Annotated in this window: 26 protein-coding genes; 3 read left to right on the forward strand and 23 right to left on the reverse strand. The window is 67.7% G+C overall.

Features of this window, described 5'->3' with window-relative positions:
* The first annotated feature begins 115 nt into the window (after positions 1 to 115).
* Entirely contained in the window at positions 116 to 658 is a 543-nt protein-coding gene (locus tag ACGFNP_RS18805) for a TetR/AcrR family transcriptional regulator (protein WP_358317125.1), read from the forward strand.
* 198 nt (positions 659 to 856) lie between these two features.
* Here the strand turns inward: ACGFNP_RS18805 and ACGFNP_RS18810 are convergent, their stop codons facing one another.
* From ACGFNP_RS18810 to ACGFNP_RS18825, 4 genes are all read right to left on the reverse strand, one after another.
* Positions 857 to 1,174: an STAS domain-containing protein gene (locus tag ACGFNP_RS18810; RefSeq protein ID WP_358317123.1), complete on the reverse strand. Its 318-nt coding sequence runs from the start codon at positions 1,172 to 1,174 to the stop codon at positions 857 to 859.
* Between the two features lie 90 nt (positions 1,175 to 1,264).
* A complete protein-coding gene (locus tag ACGFNP_RS18815; RefSeq protein WP_393320033.1) occupies positions 1,265 to 2,422 on the reverse strand; it encodes a sensor histidine kinase in 1,158 nt (385 codons plus the stop codon).
* Positions 2,423 to 3,544, reverse strand: coding sequence for an ABC transporter permease (locus ACGFNP_RS18820; RefSeq protein WP_358317119.1), 1,122 nt, complete (start codon positions 3,542 to 3,544; stop codon positions 2,423 to 2,425).
* The gene (locus ACGFNP_RS18825) at positions 3,541 to 4,437 is read right to left on the reverse strand and encodes an ATP-binding cassette domain-containing protein (protein WP_358317117.1); all 897 of its coding nucleotides are present in this window, start codon (positions 4,435 to 4,437) and stop codon (positions 3,541 to 3,543) included. The genes ACGFNP_RS18820 and ACGFNP_RS18825 overlap by 4 nt, the downstream gene beginning before the upstream one ends.
* 126 nt (positions 4,438 to 4,563) lie before the next feature.
* On the opposite strand from ACGFNP_RS18825, the gene ACGFNP_RS18830 reads away from it, so the two are divergent.
* Positions 4,564 to 5,154: a cob(I)yrinic acid a,c-diamide adenosyltransferase gene (locus tag ACGFNP_RS18830; RefSeq protein WP_358317115.1), complete on the forward strand. Its 591-nt coding sequence runs from the start codon at positions 4,564 to 4,566 to the stop codon at positions 5,152 to 5,154.
* Here the strand turns inward: ACGFNP_RS18830 and ACGFNP_RS18835 are convergent.
* From ACGFNP_RS18835 to rpmE, 19 genes are all read right to left on the reverse strand, one after another.
* On the reverse strand, positions 5,151 to 5,528 hold the full coding sequence (locus tag ACGFNP_RS18835) for a DUF2550 domain-containing protein (RefSeq protein WP_358317113.1): 378 nt from the start codon (positions 5,526 to 5,528) through the stop codon (positions 5,151 to 5,153). The genes ACGFNP_RS18830 and ACGFNP_RS18835 overlap by 4 nt on opposite strands.
* A gap of 50 nt (positions 5,529 to 5,578) precedes the next feature.
* Positions 5,579 to 5,980, reverse strand: a complete 402-nt coding sequence (locus tag ACGFNP_RS18840; protein ID WP_219526789.1) for a F0F1 ATP synthase subunit epsilon — start codon at positions 5,978 to 5,980, stop codon at positions 5,579 to 5,581.
* Between the two features lie 60 nt (positions 5,981 to 6,040).
* The gene (gene atpD / locus ACGFNP_RS18845; protein ID WP_214641696.1) at positions 6,041 to 7,486 is read right to left on the reverse strand and encodes a F0F1 ATP synthase subunit beta; all 1,446 of its coding nucleotides are present in this window, start codon (positions 7,484 to 7,486) and stop codon (positions 6,041 to 6,043) included.
* Between the two features lies 1 nt (position 7,487).
* Complete coding sequence (locus ACGFNP_RS18850; RefSeq protein ID WP_214641697.1) at positions 7,488 to 8,390, reverse strand: F0F1 ATP synthase subunit gamma; 903 nt, start codon at positions 8,388 to 8,390, stop codon at positions 7,488 to 7,490.
* Between the two features lie 3 nt (positions 8,391 to 8,393).
* Positions 8,394 to 10,043: a F0F1 ATP synthase subunit alpha gene (atpA, locus tag ACGFNP_RS18855; RefSeq protein WP_358317110.1), complete on the reverse strand. Its 1,650-nt coding sequence runs from the start codon at positions 10,041 to 10,043 to the stop codon at positions 8,394 to 8,396.
* 24 nt (positions 10,044 to 10,067) lie between these two features.
* Complete coding sequence (locus tag ACGFNP_RS18860; protein ID WP_358317108.1) at positions 10,068 to 10,877, reverse strand: F0F1 ATP synthase subunit delta; 810 nt, start codon at positions 10,875 to 10,877, stop codon at positions 10,068 to 10,070.
* Positions 10,878 to 10,885: 8 nt separating this feature from the next.
* Positions 10,886 to 11,437: a F0F1 ATP synthase subunit B gene (locus tag ACGFNP_RS18865; protein WP_358317106.1), complete on the reverse strand. Its 552-nt coding sequence runs from the start codon at positions 11,435 to 11,437 to the stop codon at positions 10,886 to 10,888.
* Between the two features lie 34 nt (positions 11,438 to 11,471).
* Entirely contained in the window at positions 11,472 to 11,702 is a 231-nt protein-coding gene (atpE, locus tag ACGFNP_RS18870; protein ID WP_225290366.1) for an ATP synthase F0 subunit C, read from the reverse strand.
* A 74-nt stretch (positions 11,703 to 11,776) separates the two neighbouring features.
* Entirely contained in the window at positions 11,777 to 12,481 is a 705-nt protein-coding gene (gene atpB, locus ACGFNP_RS18875) for a F0F1 ATP synthase subunit A (protein ID WP_358317104.1), read from the reverse strand.
* 154 nt (positions 12,482 to 12,635) lie between these two features.
* Complete coding sequence (locus ACGFNP_RS18880; RefSeq protein WP_214641702.1) at positions 12,636 to 12,851, reverse strand: AtpZ/AtpI family protein; 216 nt, start codon at positions 12,849 to 12,851, stop codon at positions 12,636 to 12,638.
* A 65-nt stretch (positions 12,852 to 12,916) separates the two neighbouring features.
* The gene (locus ACGFNP_RS18885; RefSeq protein ID WP_358317102.1) at positions 12,917 to 13,339 is read right to left on the reverse strand and encodes a hypothetical protein; all 423 of its coding nucleotides are present in this window, start codon (positions 13,337 to 13,339) and stop codon (positions 12,917 to 12,919) included.
* Between the two features lie 131 nt (positions 13,340 to 13,470).
* Positions 13,471 to 14,748, reverse strand: a complete 1,278-nt coding sequence (locus ACGFNP_RS18890) for an undecaprenyl/decaprenyl-phosphate alpha-N-acetylglucosaminyl 1-phosphate transferase (RefSeq protein WP_358317100.1) — start codon at positions 14,746 to 14,748, stop codon at positions 13,471 to 13,473.
* Positions 14,749 to 14,818: 70 nt separating this feature from the next.
* Positions 14,819 to 16,084, reverse strand: a complete 1,266-nt coding sequence (gene glyA / locus ACGFNP_RS18895; RefSeq protein ID WP_393320044.1) for a serine hydroxymethyltransferase — start codon at positions 16,082 to 16,084, stop codon at positions 14,819 to 14,821.
* Between the two features lie 296 nt (positions 16,085 to 16,380).
* Positions 16,381 to 16,758 (reverse strand): hypothetical protein, encoded by a 378-nt coding sequence (locus tag ACGFNP_RS18900; protein ID WP_393320047.1) that lies wholly within the window; start codon positions 16,756 to 16,758, stop codon positions 16,381 to 16,383.
* Positions 16,758 to 18,809, reverse strand: a complete 2,052-nt coding sequence (locus ACGFNP_RS18905; RefSeq protein ID WP_393320051.1) for a hypothetical protein — start codon at positions 18,807 to 18,809, stop codon at positions 16,758 to 16,760. Before ACGFNP_RS18905 ends, ACGFNP_RS18900 begins: the two co-directional genes overlap by 1 nt.
* A gap of 418 nt (positions 18,810 to 19,227) precedes the next feature.
* A complete protein-coding gene (locus ACGFNP_RS18910) occupies positions 19,228 to 19,875 on the reverse strand; it encodes an L-threonylcarbamoyladenylate synthase (protein WP_358317092.1) in 648 nt (215 codons plus the stop codon).
* Positions 19,876 to 19,969: 94 nt separating this feature from the next.
* The gene (gene prmC, locus ACGFNP_RS18915) at positions 19,970 to 20,824 is read right to left on the reverse strand and encodes a peptide chain release factor N(5)-glutamine methyltransferase (RefSeq protein WP_214641709.1); all 855 of its coding nucleotides are present in this window, start codon (positions 20,822 to 20,824) and stop codon (positions 19,970 to 19,972) included.
* Positions 20,821 to 21,873, reverse strand: coding sequence for a peptide chain release factor 1 (gene prfA / locus ACGFNP_RS18920; RefSeq protein ID WP_358317090.1), 1,053 nt, complete (start codon positions 21,871 to 21,873; stop codon positions 20,821 to 20,823). The genes prmC and prfA overlap by 4 nt, the downstream gene beginning before the upstream one ends.
* 89 nt (positions 21,874 to 21,962) lie before the next feature.
* Positions 21,963 to 22,184, reverse strand: a complete 222-nt coding sequence (rpmE, locus tag ACGFNP_RS18925; protein ID WP_358033467.1) for a 50S ribosomal protein L31 — start codon at positions 22,182 to 22,184, stop codon at positions 21,963 to 21,965.
* A 215-nt stretch (positions 22,185 to 22,399) separates the two neighbouring features.
* Between rpmE and ACGFNP_RS18930 the strand changes: the two genes are divergently transcribed.
* Positions 22,400 to 23,437 (forward strand): hypothetical protein, encoded by a 1,038-nt coding sequence (locus ACGFNP_RS18930; protein WP_393320056.1) that lies wholly within the window; start codon positions 22,400 to 22,402, stop codon positions 23,435 to 23,437.
* Positions 23,438 to 23,451 lie beyond the last annotated feature (14 nt).

Here is a 23,451-nt window from a genome sequence, read left to right on the forward strand (position 1 = left end):
CCGTCCATAATTGTGTGCTCTGGGGGCCACGATCATGTTGGACGGGTGGAATGTGAACCGGTCTTACCGGGGAATGTCGGCTGAGCAAAGGCTGGCAGACAGACGCGAGCGGCTGATGACAGCCGCCTACACGCTATACGCGAAGCCAGGTTTCGCGGCGACGACGATCGAAAGACTGTGCTCGGAGGCCCGGATCTCGAACCGCGCCTTCTACGAATGTTTCGGTGGCCGAGAGGAACTTCTTCAGGCGCTGCACGAGCGATGCGTGGAGGAAAGCCTCGCAGTTGTTGCCAAGGCGTTACAAGAGGCGCCCGCGACCCTGGAGGACAGGGTGCGGGCGGGGATTCGCGCGTATATCGAGTTCGCCACCGCCGACTGGCGTCGCGCTCGCATCATGCACCTGGAGGTGCGCAGGTCGGGCGACGTTCTGACGGCTTCTCGCCAGCGTGCCGTCGACTCCTTCGCCCGTCTTGTCGAAGACGCGGCGGCGGAATTCCCGCAGTCGGGCCAGCCGAATCGACGGCTGGTGGCGCTCGGAGCTATTGGAGCGCTACAAGAGCTGCTCATCGAATGGCTGCTGGCGGAGGAGCCGCCGCCCATCGACGAACTGGTCGGCGTCGCCGTACACATCTTCGGCAGAACCCTCGGTACGTCGTGAGGCCCTGATTACGGATCGTGTTTATTTGGCAATGTGGTATGGCGAATAATCGCCGCGCTAATCAGCATATCTGCCGTTCTTAGAACTACTACCGCCTGTGGGAGTATGGGCCACGAAAAGCGGCGAGCAGCGGCTGATCGCTGCTCGCCCTATATATCGCGACATCCGGCGTACTCCCGTGCACCGCCGGCCACCGCTTCAGGCCACCGCGACCTCTGAAGCCTCCACAGGCAGCACCCGATTCAGCCGGGTCACCGCCAGGATCCGCATGATCCGCGGCGGCACCCCCCGAAGAACGAGGCGGCGTTGCACGCTGATCGCGCGCCGATGCGTGCCCACGAGCACTCCAAGACCGGTGGCGTCGATCATCTCCAGCTTGGAGAGGTCGAGGATCAGGTCTCCCTCGCCGGAGTCGACCGCGTCGTGCAGACGCGTCCGCACCCGCGCCGACGTCCCGGCGTCGAGTCTCGTCCCGATCCGCACCACCTGGGCCCTTGGATCGCCCCGGACGCGCATGCCACCTCCTCAAGTCACGCCACATGTCTCACGCGGCGTAGTCGTACCCTTTCGCAGGGCGCTTGCCGGGGTGGACCCGGCACTTGTCCACTACCCACAGATCGGGAGTGACACAACCGCCCGCAGCAGGAACTCTCCATCGCCCGTGGGACGCGCCGTGACCTTGCCACCGACGCTCGCCAGCCGCTCCCCCATGCCCATCAGGCCGCTGCCCAGGTCGGAGACCTGACGGCGGACCACTCCGTCGTTGCGCACCCGCAGCTCCGCCTCCTCGTCGGTGAAGCGGAGCGTGATCTCGCAGAACGACGCCGTGCTGTGCTTGAGCACGTTCGTGGCCGCCTCGCGGACGGCGTAGGCGAACGCGGGCGCCACGCCGTCCGGCGGCTCACGGTAGGGCAACTGCAGCTCGCAGCGGATGCCGGCCGCTTCGAGCACGCCTTTCACGCTGTCCAGCTCGGCGTTCAGGTCGAGCTCGCGGTAGCCGCGCACGGCCTGGCGCAGCTCCCGCAGCGCCGTCCTGGTCAGCGCGTTCACCTCGGTCATCTCCGCCTTCGCGGCGACGGTGTCGGCCTCCGACAGCCGTACGGCCAGCTCGGTCTTGACCGCGATGGCCGAGAGCTGGTGCCCCACGAGATCGTGCAGGTCCCTGGCGAAGCGCAGCCGCTCCTCCGCGATCGCCAGCTGGGTGTGCGCCTCCCTGCCTTCATGAGCTTGTACGGCGAGCGTGTAGATCCACGCCCAGAACCGGTTGCTCGGCGGCAGCAGGGCGCACATCACCGCGTAGAGGATTCCCATGAAGGTGATCGCCCCCCGGTCGTACGGGACCGGGACCGACAGCATGTTCTGTCCGGAAAGGACCGCGATGGCACCCAGTCCGGCGCCGGCCACGAACGTCCCCACCGCCATGCCCACGGCCGTCCACGCGCGGACCCCGATCGTCGCCACGGACGCCCACGCGAGCAGGGCGAAGCCCCACCCGAACGGGTCTCCTCCGCCCAGAGCGGCGGCGAACAAGGCGAGAGCGCCGGCCGCCGCGACCTCTTTTGTGGGATAGCGACGCTCGAGGACGGCGCGGGTGATGCGCAGGAAGAACCAGGTGAAGCCGATGCTGGCGATCAGCGCGGGCACGACGCGCAGCCACGAGGCCGTACCGCCGACGACCGTCATGGCGATGGCGAACCACATCATCACGACTGCCGCGTTCAGCACGCACAGAGAGATCCGCCGTGCCCGCTTGATCGCGTCCATCTATTTCACACGCAACACATCGCCGAGCTTGACCCTGGCCCCGGTACGCAGCACGGCCCGCTCGTACACTTTCGCGCCGAAGGACAGTACGCCGACCACGGCCAGCATCATCAGCACCATGGACAGCCCGACCTCCCAGAACGGCACGTCGGCGGCGGCCATCCGCACGGGCATGACCATCGAGGAGAACGGCGGCACGAGCGAGGCCACCCTGGCCAGCGTGCCGGTGGGGTCGGTGGTGACGTAGAAGGCCCCGAAGTAGGTCACCATGATCAGCATGGTCAGCGGGGTCATCACGTTGCCCACCTCTTCCTGCCGCGAGACCAGGGAGCTGAGCGCGGCCGCGAGCGTGGCGAAGAAGGCGTAGCCGAGCACGAACCAGACCAGCACCCCCGCCACGATGCCCGGCAGGCCGGGCGGGAAGTCCACCGCGATGCCCGAGACGAGCGAGGCCGAGATGCCGACCACGAGGATCGTGCCCAGGTTGATCAGACCGAGCGCGCCCAGACCGATGATCTTACCGGCGAGCAGTTGCCACGGCCGCACCGAGGTGAGCAGGATCTCCACGATCCGGCTGCCCTTCTCCTCCACCACGCCCATGGCGACCATCATGACCTGTCCGATGATCAGCATGAAGAGCACGAGGACGAGCACCACGGCGATCCCGGTCCTGGCGGCCTGGTAACGGGTGTCGGCGCCCACGGAGACCATCTGGAGCGGCGGGATCGACACGCCCGCCGCGCCCAGCTTGAACTCCCGGTTGGTGCTCTGCAGCAGCACGCCGAGCTCGGTGCCGATCTCGCCGTCGGTGAGGACCTTCTTGTTGTCGATCAGCGCCGCGTCCACGTCGCCGGCGAGCACCGCCTTCTTGGCCGCCGCCTCGTCGGGGAACGTCCGCCACTCGAACTCCGCGTCCGGCGCCGCCGCCTTCAGCGGCAGCTCCTGGGAGTGCACGGCGCCGATCTTGTACGAGTCGGGGGTGTCCAGGACCTTCGGCGCGAACGCCACCCCGCCCACCAGCACGGCGGTGATGAGCAGCCCGATCACAAAGGCCTTCGTCCGGATATGGGTGGCGACCTCACGCCGCGCCACCAGCATCACACTGCTCATGCCGCCGTTCATGCCACGGCCTCCTTGAAGATCTCGGTAAGGGTCGGCCGGTCGGTGCCGAAGTGCTCGACCTGCCCGGCCTTCATGGCGCGGCGCAGGATCTCCTGGTCGTCACCGTCGGTGGTGAGCAGCACGTGCCGGTCGCCCGTGACGGTGACGGTGCCGGGCAGGCCGTCGGCCCATCCGGGCGCCGGGTCGCGCACCACGACGCGGAGCGTACCGCTCTCCACCGCCCGCAGGTCGCTGACCGTGCCGCTGGCCACCATCCGGCCGGCCGACACGATGCCGACCGAGTCGCACAGCCGCTCCACCAGCTCCAGCTGATGGCTGGAGAAGATCACCGGTACGCCTCCGCGGCAGCGCTCCTGCAGCACCGTGGCCAGCGCGTCGACCGCGATCGGGTCGAGCCCGGAGAACGGCTCGTCGAGCACCAGCACCTCGGGGTCGTGCACCAGCGCCACGGCGAGCTGCACACGCTGCTGGTTGCCCAGCGACAGCGCCTCGACCGCGTCGCCCCTGCGCTCGGTCAGCCCCAGCCGCTCCAGCAGGTCGCCGGCCGCCGCCCTGGCCGCCGCGGCGTCCATCCCGTGCAGCCGGCCGAAGTACTCCACCTGCTCGGCGACGCGCATCTTCTGGTACAGCCCACGTTCCTCGGGCATGTAGCCGAACCGCCGCCGGTCGGTGTACGCCAGCGGTCTGCTCTGCCAGCTCACCGAGCCCGCGTCGGGCTGCAGCACGCCCATGACGATCCGCATGGTGGTCGTCTTGCCGGCGCCGTTCGCGCCGACGAATCCGAACATCTCGCCCGGCCGTACGACGAAGCTGATCCCGTCGAGGGCCACCTTGCCCTCCGGTGCGTCCGGCCCACCGGCGAAGCGCTTGCGCAGTTCGCTGATCTCGAGCATCAGATCCTCTCCTTCATCATGGATCCATCGTCGCGGGTAGCGATCGGCGCTGGTAGTCGAGGAAATCACCGGCGCGGTATGCGCCCCGCGTCCGTTCCGGGTGACTTTTGTCATTACGCTGGCCCCATGACGCGCGCCGACAAGGACAAGCCGGTCGTCCTCTCCCGCATCTACACCCGCACCGGGGACGACGGCACCACCGCCCTGAGCGACATGAGCCGCGCCGCCAAGACCGACCCGCGCCTGGCGGCCTACGCGGACGTGGAGGAGGCGAACGCGCACCTGGGCCTGGCCATGTCGCACGGCACGCTGCCGGTGGAGCTGACGGCGGTGCTGATCCGCATCCAGAACGAGCTCTTCGACGTGGGCGCCGACCTGGCGACGCCGGTCACCGACAATCCGGAGTTCCCGCCGCTCAGGGTCGAACCGTCCTACATCGAGTGGCTGGAGGCGAGGTGCGATGAGTTCAATGAGCAGCTCAAGCCGCTCCGCAGCTTCATCCTCCCCGGCGGCGACCCGGCCATAGCCGGACTGCACGTGGCGAGGGTCACGGTCCGGCGCGCCGAACGTACGACGTGGGCGGCTCTGCACGCGCACCAGGACATGAACCCGCTGACGGCCCAATACCTCAACCGCCTGTCAGACCTGCTGTTCATCCTGTGCAGGGTCGCGCACGCGGGTGGCGAGATCCTCTGGAAGCCGGGCGGCACCCGCTAGGCGACGTCCAGATACGCGCTCGGCGGCGCCGACTCGAGCCAGGCGAGGAAGCCGGTCAGGGCGTCGGCGCTCATGGCCAGCGACATGTCGCGCGTGGTGCCGGAACAGTCCACCGCGTAGAAACCGCTGTCCAGCTCGCGCCGGGAGGAAACGACGAGGCCCCGCCTCGCGATCGCGTGGCGGGGCCTGAGGCGTACACCTATGAGCGGGATCCAATGGAGCTCTCCGTCGGCGTAGCGGGCTACCCCGCGCTGCCAGCCCTGGTCGCCTACTCGCAGGCGGCAGGGCACGCTCCCCCGGGAGCGCGCCAGCACGAGTCCGCGCAACGCCACCAGGACGGCGACCAGTAGCACACAGATGAGAACCGTCGCCACCAAGCCGCCCCCTTGCCCTAAACCCACATCAAAGAACTAGACCTCAAGAACTACACCTCTTCGCCGGCCGCACGCAGCCGGGCCTTGGCGCGCTTGGCCTCGATGGCCGCGTCGGCGTCTTCCTGACTGGCCTCGATCGCGGCCTGTGCCCGTTCGAGAGCGTCACGGGCAGCCGCGACGTCGACCTCGGAACCGAGCTCGGCCACCTCGGCGAGCACGGACACCTCGTCGTCGGCCACGGAGATGAACCCACCGTGCACCGCCGCGACCAGGTCGCCCTTACCCTCCCGCTTCACGCGCAGCACGCCGCCCTCGACGAGGACGCCGAGCACAGGTGCGTGTTGCGGCATAATACCGATCTCGCCGTCCACGGTCTTGGCAATCACCATGTCGGCCTCGCCCGACCAGATCTCACGCTCGGGCGAGACAACGCCTACTCGTAGCTTGGCCACGTAGGCTCCTTTCCGGACAGGAGTGGGGGCACGGCTCGCGCCATGCCCCCACTACGGGCGTCAGCGCTCGAGTTCCTTGGCCTTGGCGATGGCCTGGTCGATGCCGCCGACCATGAAGAACGCCTGCTCGGGCAGGTGGTCGTACTCACCCGCGCAGAGGCCCTTGAAGGAGGCGATGGTCTCGTCCAGCGGCACGTTCTCGCCGGGCTGACCGGTGAACGCCTCGGCGGCGTACATCGGGTGCGACAGGAACCGCTCGATACGGCGGGCCCGCTGAACGATGACCTTGTCCTCTTCCGACAGCTCGTCGATGCCGAGGATGGCGATGATGTCCTGGAGCTCGCGGTACTTCTGCAGGATCCGCTTGGTCTCCTGGGCCACCGCGTAGTGCTCCTCGCCCACGATCTGCGGGTCGAGGATGCGGGAGCTGGAGTCGAGCGGGTCCACCGCGGGGTAGATGCCCTTCTCCGAGATCGGCCGGGAGAGCACGGTCTGCGCGTCGAGGTGCGCGAACGCGTTGTGCGGCGCCGGGTCGGTGATGTCGTCGGCGGGCACGTAGATCGCCTGCATCGAGGTGATCGAGTGACCGCGCGTCGAGGTGATGCGCTCCTGGAGCACACCCATCTCGTCGGCCAGCGTGGGCTGGTAACCCACCGCCGACGGCATGCGGCCGAGGAGCGTGGACACCTCGGAACCGGCCTGCGTGAAGCGGAAGATGTTGTCGATGAAGAGCAGCACGTCCTGCTTCTGCACGTCGCGGAAATACTCCGCCATCGTCAGAGCCGACAGGGCGACCCGCAGACGGGTGCCCGGCGGCTCGTCCATCTGGCCGAAGACGAGCGCGGTGTCCTTGAGGACGTCCGCCTCCTCCATCTCCAGCCAGAGGTCGTTGCCCTCACGGGTGCGCTCGCCGACACCGGCGAACACCGAGGTGCCACCGAAGTTGCGGGCGACCCGGCGGATCATCTCCTGGATGAGGACGGTCTTGCCCACACCCGCGCCGCCGAACAGGCCGATCTTCCCACCCTGCACGTACGGCATGAGCAGGTCGATGACCTTGATGCCCGTGACGAGCATCTCAGTGCGCGACTCGAGCTGGTCGAACGCCGGCGACGGCCGGTGGATGCCCCACTTCTCGTTGATCTTGAGAGAAGCGGTCGGCACGTCCAGCGCCTCGCCGAGCGTGTTCCACACGTGACCCTTGACGACGTCGCCGACGGGCACCGAGATCGGCACGCCGGTGTCGGTGACGGCCGCACCGCGGACCACACCGTCGGTGGGCTGCATGGAGATGGCCCGGACGATGTTGTCACCGAGGTGCTGGGCGACCTCGAGGGTCAGCAGCTTGGTGTCCTCCCCGAGGGTCACCTCGAGGTTAAGCGCGTTGTAGATGTCGGGCATCGCCTCGACGGGGAACTCCACGTCGACGACGGGCCCTGTGACCCGAGCCACGCGGCCGACACCGGCCGCGGGGGTCTCTACGGTCTCAACAGCCTCTGCAGTCATTTCACTCTTTCCCCGCTGCGGCGTCAGCGAGCGCGTTGGCGCCACCGACGATCTCGCTGATTTCCTGGGTGATCTCGGCCTGACGAGCCTGGTTCATCTGCATGGTGAACACGCGGATCAGCTCGTTGGCGTTGTCCGTGGCGGACTTCATCGCGCGGCGACGCGCGGCCTCCTCTGAAGCCGCCGACTCCAGCAGCGCCGTGAAGATGCGGGACTCCACGTAGCGCGGCAACAGCGACTCGAGCACGTCGGCCGCGGTGGGCTCGAACTCGAAGTAAGGAGGGATCACATCGCTCTCGCTCGCCTCGGTCTCCTCGACCTCCAGCGGCAGGATGCGCTTGACCACGACGTTCTGGGTGAGCATCGAGACGAACTCGGTCGAGACGATGTGGATCTCGTCGATCCCGTTCTCGTCCTTGAACGACTCGATCAGCAGCTCGGCGATCTCCTTGGCGTCGCCGTAAGCGGGCTTCCTGGAGAAGCCGACCCACTGCCCGCCCATCGTCCGGTTACGGAAGGAGTGCCAGGTGACACCCTTACGGCCGGTGACGAACGGGATGGCGTCCAGGCCGCGGCTCTTCAGCAGTCCGCGCAGGGCCTCGGCCTCGCGCAGGACGTTGGCGTTGAAGCCGCCACAGAACCCGCTGTCGCTGGTGACGATGAGCACGCCCGCCTTGGTGGGGTTCTCCTTCGCCACGGTCAGCGGATGGTCGACGCTCGAGGCGTTGCTGACGACGCCGGTGACGGCGCGAGTGATCTCACGCTCGTACGGCAGCGCCGCCTGCATCCGCATCTGCGCCTTCACGATCCGCGAAGAGGCGATGAGCTCCTGGGCACGGGTGATCTTGGCGGTCGACTTGACCGACTTGATCCGCCGTCGCAGCAGCCTTAGCTGGGCACCCATGGGCTACTTCTTCTCCGCCGAGCGGACGACCTTGCGGATCTTCTCCTGGCCGACCTCTCCCTCTTCGAGCGGCGCGACCGGCTCATCCTTGACCAGCAGCTCACCGGAGAAGGTGGTGAAGCCCTTCTTGAACTCCGTGACGGCGTCCTTGAGGGTGGTCACCGTGTCGTCCAGCAGATCCTTGGTCTCACGGATGCTGTCGAAGACGCTCTTGTGGCTGGTCTGCAGGTAGTCGAGGAACTCCGTCTCGAAGCGCCGGATGTCCTCGACCGGCACCTCGTCGAGCTCGCCGGTGGTGCCCGCCCAGACGGACACGACCTCGCGCTCGACCGAGAACGGCGAGTATTGGGCCTGCTTGAGCAGCTCGGTCAGTCGCTGACCGCGCTCCAGCTGAGCCTTGGACGCCGCGTCGAGGTCGGACGCGAAGGCCGCGAAGGCCTCCAGGTCGCGATACTGCGACAGCGACAGCCGCAGCGTGCCCGCGACCTTCCGCATCGCCTTGATCTGCGCCGAGCCACCGACTCGCGAGACCGAGACACCGACGTTGATGGCGGGGCGGATACCGGCGTTGAAGTAGTCGGTCTCCAGGAAGCACTGCCCGTCGGTGATGGAGATGACGTTGGTCGGGATGAACGCCGAGACGTCGTTGCCCTTGGTCTCGATGATCGGCAGGCCGGTCATCGACCCCGCGCCCATGTCGTCGGAGAGCTTGGCGCAGCGCTCCAGCAGGCGGGAGTGAAGGTAGAAGACGTCGCCCGGGAAGGCCTCACGGCCCGGCGGGCGGCGCAGCAGCAGCGAGACCGCGCGGTAGGCGTCGGCCTGCTTGGTCAGGTCGTCGAAGACGATGAGAACGTGCTTGCCCTGGTACATCCAGTGCTGCCCGATGGCGGAACCGGTGTAGGGCGAAATGTACTTGTAGCCCGCGGGGTCGGACGCCGGAGCGGCGACGATCGTGGTGTACTCGAGCGCGCCCGCCTCCTCAAGGCGAGCCCGCACCTGGGCGATCGTCGAGCCCTTCTGGCCGACCGCGACGTAGACGCAGCGCACCTGCTTCTCCGGGTCACCGGAGGCCCAGTTGTCGCGCTGGTTGATGATGGTGTCCACGGCGATCGCGGTCTTGCCGGTGCCACGGTCACCGATGATCAGCTGACGCTGGCCACGGCCGATCGGCGTCATGGCGTCGATCGCCTTGATGCCGGTCTGCAGCGGCTGCTTCACCGGCTGACGCTGGACGACCGACGGCGCCTGGAGCTCGAGGGCGCGCAGGCCCTCGGACTCGATGGCGCCCTTGCCGTCGAGCGGGTTGCCGAGGGGGTCGACAACGCGGCCGAGGAAGTTGTCGCCGACGGGCACGGACAGGACCTCGCCCGTCCGGCGGACCGTCTGGCCCTCCTCGATGCTGCTGAAGTCGCCCAGGACCACGACACCGATCTCGCGGGTGTCGAGGTTGAGTGCCAGGCCGCGCGTGCCGTCCTCGAACTCGAGCAGCTCGTTCGCCATCGCCGAGGGAAGGCCGGAGACATGGGCGATGCCGTCGCCACAGTCGACGACGGTCCCGATCTCCTCGCGCGCGGCGCCTTCCGGTTCGTACGCCTGGACGAAGCGCTCAAGCGCGTCCCGGATCTCGTCCGGCCGGATCGTAAGCTCCGCCATCTCTTCTCTGTCTCCTCTATCGCCCTAGCCGGCCAACCGGCGGCGGACTTCTTCGATTCGTCCCACAATGGTGGTGTCGATGATCTCGTCGCCGATGCGGACCGAGAAACCACCGAGCACTCGGGGATCCACTTCGACGTTGATGTGCACATCGCGACCGTAGGAGGTGCGCAGCCACGTGGTGATGCGCTGCTTCTGCTCCTCGGTCAGCTCGACCGCACTGCGCACCGTCGCCACGAGGCGCTGGCGCTGCTGTGCCACCAGCCGGCCGAGCTCCTCCAGACCTGCCTCCAGGCTACGCCCACGAGGATGCACGACCAATTGCGTGATGAGACGCAGGCTGGTGGGGGCGACACGGCTACCGAGCAGGTCCTGCAGCAGTTGCCGCTTGCCCTCCTCGGCGGCGCTCTGGTCGGTCAGGGCGCGGCGGAGCTCGGGGTTGGCGGCGACGATCCGGCCGAAGCGGAAGAGCTCGTCCTCCACGTCGTCCAGCTTGCCCTGCGCCTCGGCCTCCGCGGCCGCGGCGATGACGCCGAGCCGTTCGAGCACGTCGGCCAGGTCACCGGCGCGCGACCACTTGGCCTCGACCGCCGCCTCAGCGGTGGCGATCGCGGCCTCGGCGACCTTGCCGTCGAGCAGACCCCGGACAACCTGAGCCTTCTGAGCGGCGGGCCTGGCCGGGTCCGACAGGGCCCGGCGCAGTCCGTGCTCACGGTCCAGCAGATCGGCGATCGAGTTGAGGTCCTCGGCCAGCCGGCCCAGGTCCGCCGAGCCCGCCGCAGCGTTGAACCGCTCCTCGACCACGGCGAGAGAGTTCTTGCTGAGGCCTCTCATGTGGTCGCTCACCGCACCGCCTGCGCGTCCGAGCTCTCCAACTCGTCGAGGAACCGGTCGACAACGCGACTCTGCCGGGCCTCGTCCTCCAGGGACTCGCCGACGATGCGGCTGGCCAGGTCGGTCGACAGACGGCCGATCTCGGTACGGAGCTGAGCGAAGGCCGCCTGCCGGTCCGCCTCGATCTGCGCGTGCGCCGCCTCGACGAGCCGGCGGGCCTCGGCCTGCGCGTCCTCGCGGAGCTCTGCCCTGATCTGCGCGGCCTGCTCGCGAGCTTCCTCACGGAGACGAGCCGCTTCGTGCCTGGCCTCGGCCAGTTGGTCGCGGTACTGCTTCTGCAGGTTCAGTGCCTCGGCCTGAGCTTCTTCCGCTCTCTTTATGCCGCCTTCGATAGCGTCAGTCCGCTCGGCCAGCGTCTTCTGGATCCGGGGGACGAGCAGCTTACCGACGAAGAAGAGGACGACGAAGAACGAGAAGATACCGACGACGAGCTCGAATGTGTGCGGGATGAGGGGGTTGGACCCCTCCTCCGCGGCGATGAGCGTAGCTGCCGTGATCATGGATGCAGCCTTTCGTCAGGGATTCTTCTGGCCGTCAGATGTTCTGGAAGATGAACGGCGCGACCAGACCGAGCAGGGCGAGGGCCTCGGTGAGGACGAAGCCGAGGAGCATGTTCTGGCGGATCAGGCCGTAGGCCTCGGGCTGGCGCGCGATGGCCTGCACGCCCTGACCGAAGATGATGCCGACGCCGATGCCGGGGCCGATGGCGGCGAGACCGTAACCGATGGCGGTGACGTTGCCGGAGACCTCAGCGAGAACGCTCATTGCTGTATTCCTTTACTGGACGGCCGGTGAAGCGTGTCTTCACCGGTCATGGATATTCCGGTATGGGATGGTTCTCAGTGCTCTGCGTGAAGCGCGCCGCCGATGTACATCGACGCCAGCATGGCGAACAGGAACGCCTGCAGGAACTGGATGAACATCTCGAAGGCGGTGAAGATGATGGTCATGACCACGCCGATGACGCCCACGGACGCGCCGAGCGGGGTCAGCTTCTCGAACAGGAACCAGAAGCCCACCATGCTGAAGAACGCGAGCAGCATGTGGCCGGCGAACATGTTGGCGAACAGTCGGACCGCGTGCGTGAACGGCGCGATGATCATGTTCGACAGGAACTCGATCGGGGCCAGCAGGATGTAGATCGCCTTGGGCAGTCCCGGCGGGAACATCATGTTCTTGAAGTAGCCGATCGGACCCTGGTGCTTGACGCCCAGGTAGACCTTGAGCACGTAGATCGAGATCGCGAGCACGGCCGGGAAGGCGATGTGCGAGGCCACCGGGAACTGCAGCAACGGGATGACGCCCATGATGTTCCACAGGAACACCACGAAGAACAGCGTCAGCAGCAGGCCCATCCACCGGTCGGCGTCCTTGCCCAGGAAGGGCCGGGCGACCTGGTCGCGGACGAACATGTAGCCGTATTCGGCGACGTTCTGGACTCCCCGTGGCACGATCTTCGGGTTGGCGAAGGCCGCCCAGCAGAACCCGATCACGACGACCGAGGTGAGGAGCGCGAGAAGAACCGGCTTCGTGAACCAGTCCACCCCGGGAATAATGGGGGCAAAATTGAACAGTTCATCAGGCGACGGAGCCTTGAACTGATCGTCGGCGAGGACCGTCAGCGCACTCACGCGGCGTTCCCTTCAACGTCGTAGCGGATCACAAGGGTTTCCTCAGCGAAGTGGTCGCGCCGTGCGGCTAGCGACCGTACTTGCGGTAGACCAGGTACACGGACAGCACGATCCCCAGGACGACACCTATAGGGAAGAACGCGGACGTGTCGAGCCAACGGTCCAGCAACCAGCCGCCACCGCCATAGATCGCCATCCCGGCGAGCAGGTAGCTGGGGATCGACCAAGCGGCGTTGGCGAAGTCCTGACCGTCGTCTTCCGGTCGGCGTTCCTGTTCGCTCATCGCGGGGCCGACGATAGCAGGCCAGTAGAGGACTAGTCATATCGGACCCCATCCCTTTACCAGCCTCATGCGCCACCGTTCCCGGGGACCTTGGCTTCGGGGTCGACATAAAGCATTTTTGTCTTCATGAACGCCCGCACCTCGGCGGCCGTCCAGACGAGCGTCCCTACCACGACGGACCAGGCGAAAGCCTTGGAGTTCCACGCCGTGGTGTCGCCGAAGGCCGCCAGCATCACCATGATGACGACGACTTTGACGAGATAGCTCACCATCGCGGCGATGGCCATGAGCTGTGGGGAGATTCGGGCGGCATAGGAGACCGCTACCACGCTGATACTGAAGAAAACACCGACGAGCAGAGTGCCGATGGCCGCGCCCAGCGCGCCCTTCGCTCCCGCCAGGAGCAGGGCCACGACCACGGCGACCACCCCAACCACAAGGGTGGGGATCGCGGCACTCTTGAGTACGCGCACGTCGTTGGCCTGCATCGGTGCTCCAGTAAGCATGTTATCAAGCGAGCGTTTGCTACCCCCAAAGCCGGTGCATCGGGGGCCCCTGCTCGTGAAAGATATCACAAGCTCACGGAAGACCGCTTTTACCTGCCGTTTCTAGTTCGCGATCATGAACGACCCGGAACGGCAGGAATGACCGGTTTTCCTGCGGCGCTAGCGCGTTCCTGCGACGGGCCGGCAGGCGGCGGGACCTGCCGCCCGACCTCGGTCTGCGGCAGGATCGGCGGCATGGGGCCGGTGGGCGGGCCGTCGTCGTCGGACTTGCCGCGGGAGTGGAGGCCGCCCCTGCCCCGCCAGCGCGGCGCGGCCATCAGCACCAGCACGCCCAGCGCGAGCAGGATGACCACCGGGAACAGCAGGATGGGCACGCCGATGGTGGACAACGCGACGATGCCGAACGCGAACAGGAACGTCCACGCGTACATGATCAGCACGGTGCGGCGGTGGGAGTGGCCGATGTCGAGCAGGCGGTGGTGCAGGTGGCCGCGGTCGGGCGCGAACGGTGACATGCCGTGTGAGGTGCGCCGCACGACGGCGGTTATCAGGTCGATGAGCGGGAGCACCAGCACCGCGGCGGGCACGAGCAGCGGCAGCAGCACCGGCACCCGGTTCATGCCCTCGATGACCGAGGGGTCGACCGGCGTCACGGTGACGATCGAGGAGGCGAGCACGAGCCCGATGAGCATCGCCCCGGTGTCACCCATGAAGATCTTCGCGGGGTGGAAGTTGTGCGGCAGGAAGCCCAGGCAGCAGCCGATGAGGATGGCGGCGATGGCCGCCGTGGTCGCGATGCGCTCGCCGCTGATGCTCTGCTTGAGGAAGATCGAGTAGGCCCACGTGGCCATGCCCGCGATGCAGACGATGCCCGCCGCCAGGCCGTCGAGACCGTCGACGAAGTTGACCGCGTTGATGGCCACCACCACGACCAGGATCGTGATGATGGTGCTCAGCGTGTAGTCGAGGCTGGTGGAGCCACCCCAGTCCTTCGGCAGCGGGATGTAGGTGAGGCGTAGGCCGAACCAGACGAGCACGCCGGCGGCCGCGATCTGGCCGGCCAGCTTGATGAAGGCGTCCATGCCCCACCAGTCGTCGAGGAACCCCGTCAACGTGATGAGGCCGCCCGCGATGATCAACGCCATCACCGGACTGCCTTCGGCGTCGTGCAGCACCTTGCCGGTGTTGGTCAGCTCGCTGGCCACCAGCAGCCCGACGACCAGCCCGCCGTACATGGCCAGACCGCCCAGTCTCGGCGTCGGCGTGGTGTGCACGTCGCGGTCGCGGACCTCGGGCACGGCCCCGATGCGGATGGCGAAGCGGCGCACCAGCGGGACGAGCAGATACGTCACCGCTGCCGCAATGAGCGCCATGAACAGGTATTCGCGCACGGACCTAGTTTCCTGGATGCTCCGACCGACTGTGACCGGAAATCGACACACACCAGCTTAATATTCGCTCTTAATATTCGCTGTCATACGGTTGGAAGGCCGCCAACAGAGCCGACACCCGCTCCCTGACCTCGGCCGCGGCACCCGGATGGCGCACGGCCCGCACGACCAGGGTCCCCACTTCCTTCAATTCCTGGGGCCCCATGCCCTGTGTGGTGAGGCACGGGGTGCCGACGCGTATCCCCGACGTCACGGCCGGAGGCTCCGGATCATACGGGATCACGTTGCGGTTCAGCGTGATCCCCGCCGCGGCGCACCGTCGCTCCGCCTCGGCGCCCGATACACCCAGTTCGCGCAGGTCAATGAGCATCAGATGTGTGTCCGTACCGCCCGACACCGGCCGCATCCCCTCGGCCGCCAGCGAGTCGCACAGGGCTTGCGCGTTGGCGACCACCTGCTTGGCGTACTCGCCGAACTCGGGCCGCAGCGCCTCGCCGAACGCCACCGCCTTGGCGGCCACGGCGTGCATGAGCGGACCGCTCTGGATGAACGGGTACACCGCCCGGTCGATCCGCGCGGCGAGCTCCGCCGTGCACAGGATCCCGCCCCCGCGCGGTCCGCGCAGTGCCTTGTGCGTCGTGTACGTGACCACGTCCGCGTACGGCACGGCGGACGGGATGGCGCCACCCGCCATCAGCCCGATCGGGTGCGCCACGTCGGCGAGCAGCCAGGCGCCCACCTCGTCCGAGATGCCGCGGAAGACGGCGAAGTCGATCAGCCGGGCGTAGGAGGTGGCCCCGCAGACGATCACCTTCGGCCGGTGCCGCACCGCCAGGTCCCGGACCTCGTCGTAGTCGATGAGTTCGGTGTCACGTCGCACGCCGTACGACACGACGTCGAACCATCTTCCGGAGAAGTTCACCTTCGAGCCGTGAGTGAGGTGACCGCCGTGCAAGAGATCCATGGCCAGCATGGTGTCGCCGGGCTGCAGCAGCGCCGCGTACGCCGCCAGGTTCGCCGAGGCCCCCGAGTGGGGCTGCACGTTGGCGTGATCGGCGCCGAACAACCGGCGCGCCCGCTCGATCGCCAGCCGCTCCGCCCGGTCCACGACCTCGCAGCCGCCGTAGTAGCGACTGCCCGGGTAGCCTTCGGCGTACTTGTTGGTGAGGGTGGAGCCCAGGGCGGCCAGAACCGCTGGGGAGGCGAGGTTCTCACTCGCGATCAGCTGGAGACCACCGCGGACCCGGTCCAGCTCGTCGAGCAGCACTTGAGCCAGCTCGGGATCTTGCCGCTGGAGCTGGCCGAAGTCGGGGCCATAGTAGGGCGGTACACCCATTGCTCCACTGTACGGCTATTTGTCCGTTTTTCCCATCTTCCTCGGGTCTCTCGAGCTTTCAGGCGCGCGTCCGCGAGGCGGGAGACCCGTACGTCTCGTACGCTCCGTCACCGTTCGCCGCCGTCCGTCCCTGCCATCCTTCGCTGTCATCACGCGCTGGCGCCCTTCGCTGGCGGCCCGTGCTCGCGTCCGTCGCTGGCGCCCTCGTTGGCGGCCCGTCCCTGGCGTCCGTCTCTGGCGTCCGTCCCTGGTGTCACACGCTGGCGCCCGTCCCTGGCCACCCTCGCTGGCGGACGTCAGGAGAACGCGTGGGGGGCGCCGATCGCGCTGGGCACCCAGCGCGGCGTGTCGGCGGCCTGCTCACTGATCGACGTCAGCACAGCCTGGCGGTACAGGGCGAGCCTGGACCGCCACGCCCCGATGTCCTCGACGTAGCGCGTCCCCACAGGCGCGTCCCAGGTCTGGGGGCTCCTAGCCAGCTGGTACGCCTTGTCAAGGGCCGTTGTGAGGCCCTCCAGCAGGGGTAGGACGGTCTGCCAGGCGGTGACCAGGCGCTGGTACTCGGGATTGAACTCCCAGGCCCTTGGCTGGGCTTCCAGGGGGTTTCCGCTGCCGTTGAGAGGCGGGTTCTCGCCCGGTTGACGGGGTTGAGGGGCGGGCGGGTCCACGTACATCACACGCTCCTCTCGCGGGCCCCCGGCTCGATCGTGCCAGGTGGCCCATCAGGCTGGATGTCTCTGAGCGCCCATTGACCCTCGCCGTACTCACCCGGCGGGACCTCCACACCCGGCATGTCGAGCGGCTGAACGTCACGGTGGTGTTGGACCAGGGCTCTGAGCGCGTCGGAGTCCATGGACCTGGCCTCAACGGAGACGACGTCACGACCATCACCGCCCCACGCAGCGGCATCAACCCCGGCCGCCGCGTAGACAGTCGAAGCGTGGGTCGGCCGGGCGGAGGTGTCGGCAACCGGGGGCGCCGCCGCATCGGTGGCAGGCGGCGTGACCGCCCCACTCTGGTCCACCGACGGCTGAGTGGGCCCCACCACCACCGGCTCACCCACGGTGGGCGCCGAGGCGTCCGCAGCCCGCTGCCCAGATGGCTCGGTCGGGGTGACGTGACCCGTTCCGTTGTCGGGAACCTGCTGTATCGGCGGATCCGTCGGCGCTACACGCCCCGTCCCATTGTCGGGGACCTGCTGCCCAGGCGGGTCTGTCGGCGCCACACGACCCGTCCCATCATCCGGAACCTGATGTACCGGCGGATCCGTCGGCTTGACCGCCGCCGCGTCGCCGGTTGAGCGCGTCCCTGTGTCCGTCGCCTGGCAATCCCCGGTTTCGGTCGTGCCCGACGGCGTGTCGGTCACGGTCGACGGCGTGTCCGCCGTCGCGACCGTGTCGGCTGTCGAGCCTGAGATGTCGTGTACGGACGGGGCGACGGTCGCGGAGTCCCCGGTGGACGGGGTGTGGGCGGAGGAGATGCTGCCAGAGTCGATCGTTCCCGGCTGGCCGTCGGGACTGATGTGCATGGCCGCCCACTCGCCTTTGTCGTACTCGCCCGCCGGTACCTCCACGGTCGGCATGTCGATCGGCTTGATGTCGCGCGCATGGTCCACCACCGTCGACAGCGCGTCCGGGTTCAGCGGCTTGGCATCGACGGACACCACGTCGCTGCCGTCATTGGCCCAGGCGTTGACGTCCGTACCGTTCGTGGACGGGGCATCCGCACCGTTCGTGGACGCGGCGTCAGTCGGCGAGGGCATGTCGGCGGGCTGGACCTTGTCGAGGTTGTCGAGCAGGTCCCGCAACGCCTCGGCCGTGGGCGGATCGATGGGCACCTGGAGCACCTTGACGCCGTCAACCACGACGACCTGCGGTTTGTGCGGGTCGGAGTCGTCGGGGTGGTCCTTGGCCGGAGTGTCGATGATCCCACCGTCGGAGTCGGCCCCGCGATCGCGCCTACTGGCGATGTCGTCGTCCTTGGGCTCGTCGCCGCTGTCGGTGCCAGGCGTGATGTTCTCGACGTCCGGCTTGTCATCACCCGTCTTCGCGTCGGGCTTGTCTTCCCCGGTCTTCGCGTCCGGTTTGTCGTCGTCGCAGCTCTTGGCGTCCGGCTTGTCGTCGCCAGTCTTGGCATCGGGCTTGTCGTCGGTCTTCGCGTCCGGCTTGTCGTCACCCGTCTTCACATCGGGCTTGTCGTCGGTCTTCGCGTCCGGCTTGTCGTCGGTCTTCGCGTCCGGTTTATCATCGCCCGTCTTGGCGTCCGGCTTATCGCCCGTCTTCGCGTCCGGCTTATCGTCGCCCGTCTTCGCATCGGGCTTGTCCTCACCCGTCTTGGCGTCCGGCTTGGAGTCGTCGGAAGGGGTGCCGTCGTCGGCCCGCGGGTTCTCGTACTTGGACCGCTCGTCCCCGCGGTCCTCCTTGGGCTGGTCGTCGTCCTTCGCGTCACCGCCCACCGTAGGCGCGGCGTCCTTGCTCTGATCCCCCACCCGCGGATGGTCGGCCTTCTTCTCCAGAAGTCCGAGCCGGGCCGTCACGTCGCGAACCATGACCTCAGCCGCATCGGCCACCTGGACCGGCCGGTGGGTGGTCTGGGTGGCCAGACCGGCCCCGCTCATGACCTGCCCGACACGCCCCTCAACCGACCGCATCTGCGTGACCGCGTGCTTCACCTCGGCCAGCAGGTCACGGACCAGCTTGGGATCCATCCCGTCGAACTTGCCCATGGGTCACTCCCGGACGTCGCGCCGCTCCGGACTTCACCGTAAGGGCCTGCCGGCGTCGCCGCAGCCGGGATAAGCAGACGGTATTGGTCATCCGTTCCACCCAGGCCGAACACACCGGACGTACGACCGGATGCACGGACCGTACGGGCAGACCGGGCGGGCGGGAAGGCCCGACAGGACAAACCCGGCGGATGGACGGCGCGAGTCAGACCAGCCGCGCGAGCCGGTCGGCAGACCGACCAAACAGACGAACCGGGCGGACAGGCAGCCAGGGCGGACAGAGCCGGTCGACAGTGCCAGTCGGATCGAGCGGGTGGACCAGCCAGACCAAGCGGGCAGACCAAGATGGGCCAGGTGGGCAAACACGTCAGCCAGCCCAGGCGGTCAGCCAGGCCGGGCGAGCAGACGGGTCAGGCGGTCAGTCGTCGGTGGCGACGTAACCGATGATGCCGCGTAGTTTCTGCACCGGGATCGCCCCCCGCCTCAGCATCCGCGGCACGGCCGTGGTCAGGTCGAGGATCGTGGAGGGTGTGTTGTCGGTGGTCTTGCCGCCGTCGAGGTAGACCGCGACCGAGTCGCCGAGCTGCTCCTCGGCCTCCGCCGCCGTCATGGCGGCCGGCGCGCCCGAGCGGTTGGCGCTCGAGACGGCCATCGGCCCCGTCTCCTTCAGCAGGTCGAGCGCGACCGGGTGGAGCGGCATGCGGAGCGCGACCGTGCCCTTGGTGTCGCCCAGGTCCCAGGACAGCGCCCGGTTGGCCTTGCAGACCAGCGTGAGCGGCCCGGGCCAGAACGCGTCGATGAGGTCCTGACCGTACGGGCCCAGGTCGTCGACCAGAGCGTTGGCCGCTCGGACGGTGCCGACCAGGACCGGCGGCGGCATGTCACGGCCGCGGCCCTTGGCCTCGAGCAGGGCGGTGATCGCCGCGGGTGTGAAGGCGTCGGCGCCTATCCCGTACACCGTGTCGGTCGGCAGCACCACCAGCTCGCCGCGGCGTACGGCGGAGGCGGCCTCCGTCAGACCCTCGGCCCGCTGCTCCAGGTCCGTGCAGTCAAAGCGTCGTCCCACGGTCTTATCGCCTCACTCCGCTCGGTGGCGAGCGCCGCTCTCGAGGCCTCCCCCATGCTTCGGTCAGGAGAAGGCCGCGCCGCTCGCGTGCATCCTAGTCCTGGCCGAGTCTGGCCGTGACAAAGCGGTCCCTGCGCGTCAGATCCTGCCGCAGGCGTACGTCGCGCCAGCCGTTGTCTTCGGGGAACGTCAGGTAGACGGCCCTGCCCTGCTCGTCGGCGTGTTCGACGGACACCCAGCCACCAGGGCGCAACAGGCGGCGCGCGGTACGTTCGACCGCGCGTACCTCGCCGAGCCCATCGTCTCCGGTGCCGTAGAGGGCCCGCGTGGGGTCGTAGTCGCGCACCTCGGGGTCGCGCGGGATCGCGCCGGGAGGGATGTAGGGCGGGTTGGAGATGACCAGGTCTACCTTGCCGTTGAGCTCGGGCAGGGCTTCGGCCAGGTCGTCGGGGTGCAGGTGGGTGCGGCCCTGACCGTGTTCGGAGATGTTGCGCTTGGCCCAGCCGTACGCGTCGGGGTCGACCTCGACCGCGTGCACCTCGGAGAGCGCGACCTCCTGGGCGATCGACAGCGCGATCGCGCCGGAACCGGTGCCGAGATCGACGACCAGGGGCGCGGTGACATCCATCGCGCGCAGCGTCTCGATGGCCCAGCCCGCCATGACCTCGGTCTCGGGGCGTGGCACGAACACGCCGGGCCCGACCGCGAGCTCCAGGTAGCGGAAGTAGGCGTGGCCGGTGATGTGCTGCAGCGGCTCGCGGGCCTCGCGCCTGGCGACGCCCTCCCAGAAGAGGGCGTCGAAGTCGGCGTCCTTGACCGTGTGCAGCTCGCTCCTGCGCACGGCGTGGACGAATGCCGCGATCTCCTCCGCGTCCGTACGAGGTGAGGGCACACCTGCCTCGGCCAGCCGTGCGGTGGCGAGGGCGATTTCGTCCAGCAGAAATGTCATGAGTGTTGTGCGAGCTTCTCCGCCATCTCGGCGTCAATGAGGGCCTGGGTGACGGCGGTGAGCTCGCCGTCGAGAACTTGGTCGAGGTTATACGCCTTGAAGCCTACGCGGTGATCCGAGATGCGGTTTTCCGGGAAGTTGTAGGTGCGGATCCGCTCGGAACGGTCGACGGTGCGGACCTGCGACTTGCGTTCGGCCTGCGCGGCGGCCTCGGCCTGCTCCTGGGCGATGGCCAGCAGCCGGGCGCGCAGGATGCGCAGCGCCGACTCCTTGTTCTGGAGCTGGCTCTTCTCGTTCTGGCAGGAGACCACGGTGCCCGTGGGCAGGTGGGTGATGCGGACCGCGGAGTCGGTGGTGTTGACGCTCTGGCCGCCGGGGCCGCTGGAGCGGTAGACGTCGATGCGCAGGTCGTTGGGGTCGATCTGGACCTCGACGTCCTCCGCCTCGGGGTAGATGAGCACGCCCGCGGCGCTGGTGTGGATGCGGCCCTGCGACTCGGTGACGGGCACCCGCTGCACACGGTGTACGCCGCCCTCGAACTTGAGCCTGGACCACACGCCCTCGTCACCCTTGGCCTTGATCGCGACCGTGACGTCCTTGTAGCCGCCCAGGTCGGAGTGCTGGGTGTCGATGATCTCGGTCTTCCAGCCGATCCGCTCGGCGTACCGCAGGTACATGCGGAGCAGGTCGCCGGCGAACAGCGCGGACTCCTCGCCGCCCTCGCCCGCCTTGATCTCCATGATGATGTCTTTGTCATCGTTGGGATCACGCGGGATCAGCAGGTGCTGCAGCCGCTCTTCGAGGCGCGGGATGCGCTCCTCGATCTCGGCCGCCTCCGCGGCGAACGCCTCGTCCTCGCTCGCCAGCTCCTTGGCGGCGGACAGGTCGTCGCGAGCCGACACGAGCTCCCGGTAGGTGCCCACGATCGGGGTCAGCTGCCGGTAGCGCCTGCCGAGCGTACGGGCCTTGTTCTGGTCTGCGTGCACGGCGGGGTCGGCGAGCTGCAGCTCCAGCTCGGAATACTCCTTGAGCAACTCGTCGAGATTCACCGTGCGTCCTTCTTCTGGGGTGTAACGGTCTCTTCACCAAGAACGCCGACCCGGCGCACGTGCGTGCGTCCGAGTCGGCGTCGGTGAAGCTAGTTGTTGCCCGAGGACTTCTTGCCGAAGCGCTTCTCGAAGCGCGCGACCCGGCCGCCGGTGTCGAGGATCTTCTGCTTGCCCGTGTAGAACGGGTGACAGGCCGAGCACACATCAGCGTGGATGCTGCCGTTCTTGGCAGTGCTCCGGGTGGTGAACGTGTTGCCACAGGTGCAGGTCACCTGGGTCACGTTGTACGCGGGGTGGATGTCGGGCTTCATTGCTGTCCTTTCGAGGTGCGGTCGCCGGGTCGCCAGAAGTCGCGATCAAACGCGGGCGGGAGCCGGAACCGCTGCGGGTCAGCTACCAGTGTGCCAGATGCTGTAACCGTCCCAGGCCACCAGGCATTCCCGGATCCTTATAGCGCCATCACTCAGGTCACATTAGGCTCCGGCGCACAAACCATTACTTTCATCACCATAAGGACTGCGATCAGATGAAGAAGAGGCTGCGGTCGCTACTCGCGACCGCCACGGGGGCCGCGCTTCTCCTCGGATGCGTGAACCTCTCGGCCGCGCATGCGGCCAGTGCCGGCAGCGATTTCAACGGGGCTGCCACGTCGGACGCGTTCATCCCGGTCGACAGGGACATCGACGTCAGCGTCACCCTCAGGCTGAAGGACCCGGCGGCCGTCACGGCGACCATCACCGGCAGCATCACGCCGCCCGGCAGGGCGGGACGTGACGTGTCCTTCGACTTCAGGCCGTCTTCGGCGAGCAAGGACACGGAGACCGTGATCACCGGCAGCTTCAGCATCGGCAAGGACGATCCCGCCGGCGACTGGCGGCTGAACGTCAGGGTCCCGCGCGTCGGCGGCACCGGGAGCAACGACTTCGTGCTCCCGGTCTCCGGCAAACAGGGCATCACCAGCGGCGGCGTCACGCCGAACCCGGTGCACCTGCTCAAGGGCAAGGACGTCAAGGTCTCGGTGAAGGCCTCGGTGAGCGACGCGGACTCGGTTTCCGCCAAGCTCGTCAGCGAGGAGTCCAACGAGTCCTTCGATCTGGGCGACCTGGACCGCGGCTCCGACGGCTACTACCGCGGCAGCACCTTCTTCAGCGACGACACGCCTCCCGGCGACTGGACGCTGGAGGTCTACGCCAACCGCGGCGGCCAGACGGTCAAGGGCGTCAGCTCCTTCACGGTCGTCGCCCCGGTCGGCGGCGCCTCGAAGAAGGCCAAGGTCAGGGTCACGATCAAGGCCCCGGCCAAGGTGCGGAAGGGCGCGTCCGTCAAGGTCTCCGGCAAGGTGTACAGAGGCTCCAAGGCCTATCCGAAGAAGAAGGTAGAGGTCTACTTCAAGGTCAAGGGCACCAGTACGTACAAGCTCCTGCGCTTCGCCAAGACGGACTCGACCGGCAAGTACGCCAAGTCCTTCACCATCAAGAAGGACGGCTACTTCCGCGTCAAGGCGCCCGGCACGAGCAAGACCCGCAGCGCCCTGTCGCCGCAGGAGTTCGTGGACGTCAGGTAGTCGTCGGTGTCAGG

The sequence above is a fragment of the Nonomuraea sp. NPDC049269 genome, assembly GCF_043197155.1.
In the GTDB taxonomy this organism is placed as follows: Bacteria; Actinomycetota; Actinomycetes; order Streptosporangiales; family Streptosporangiaceae; genus Nonomuraea.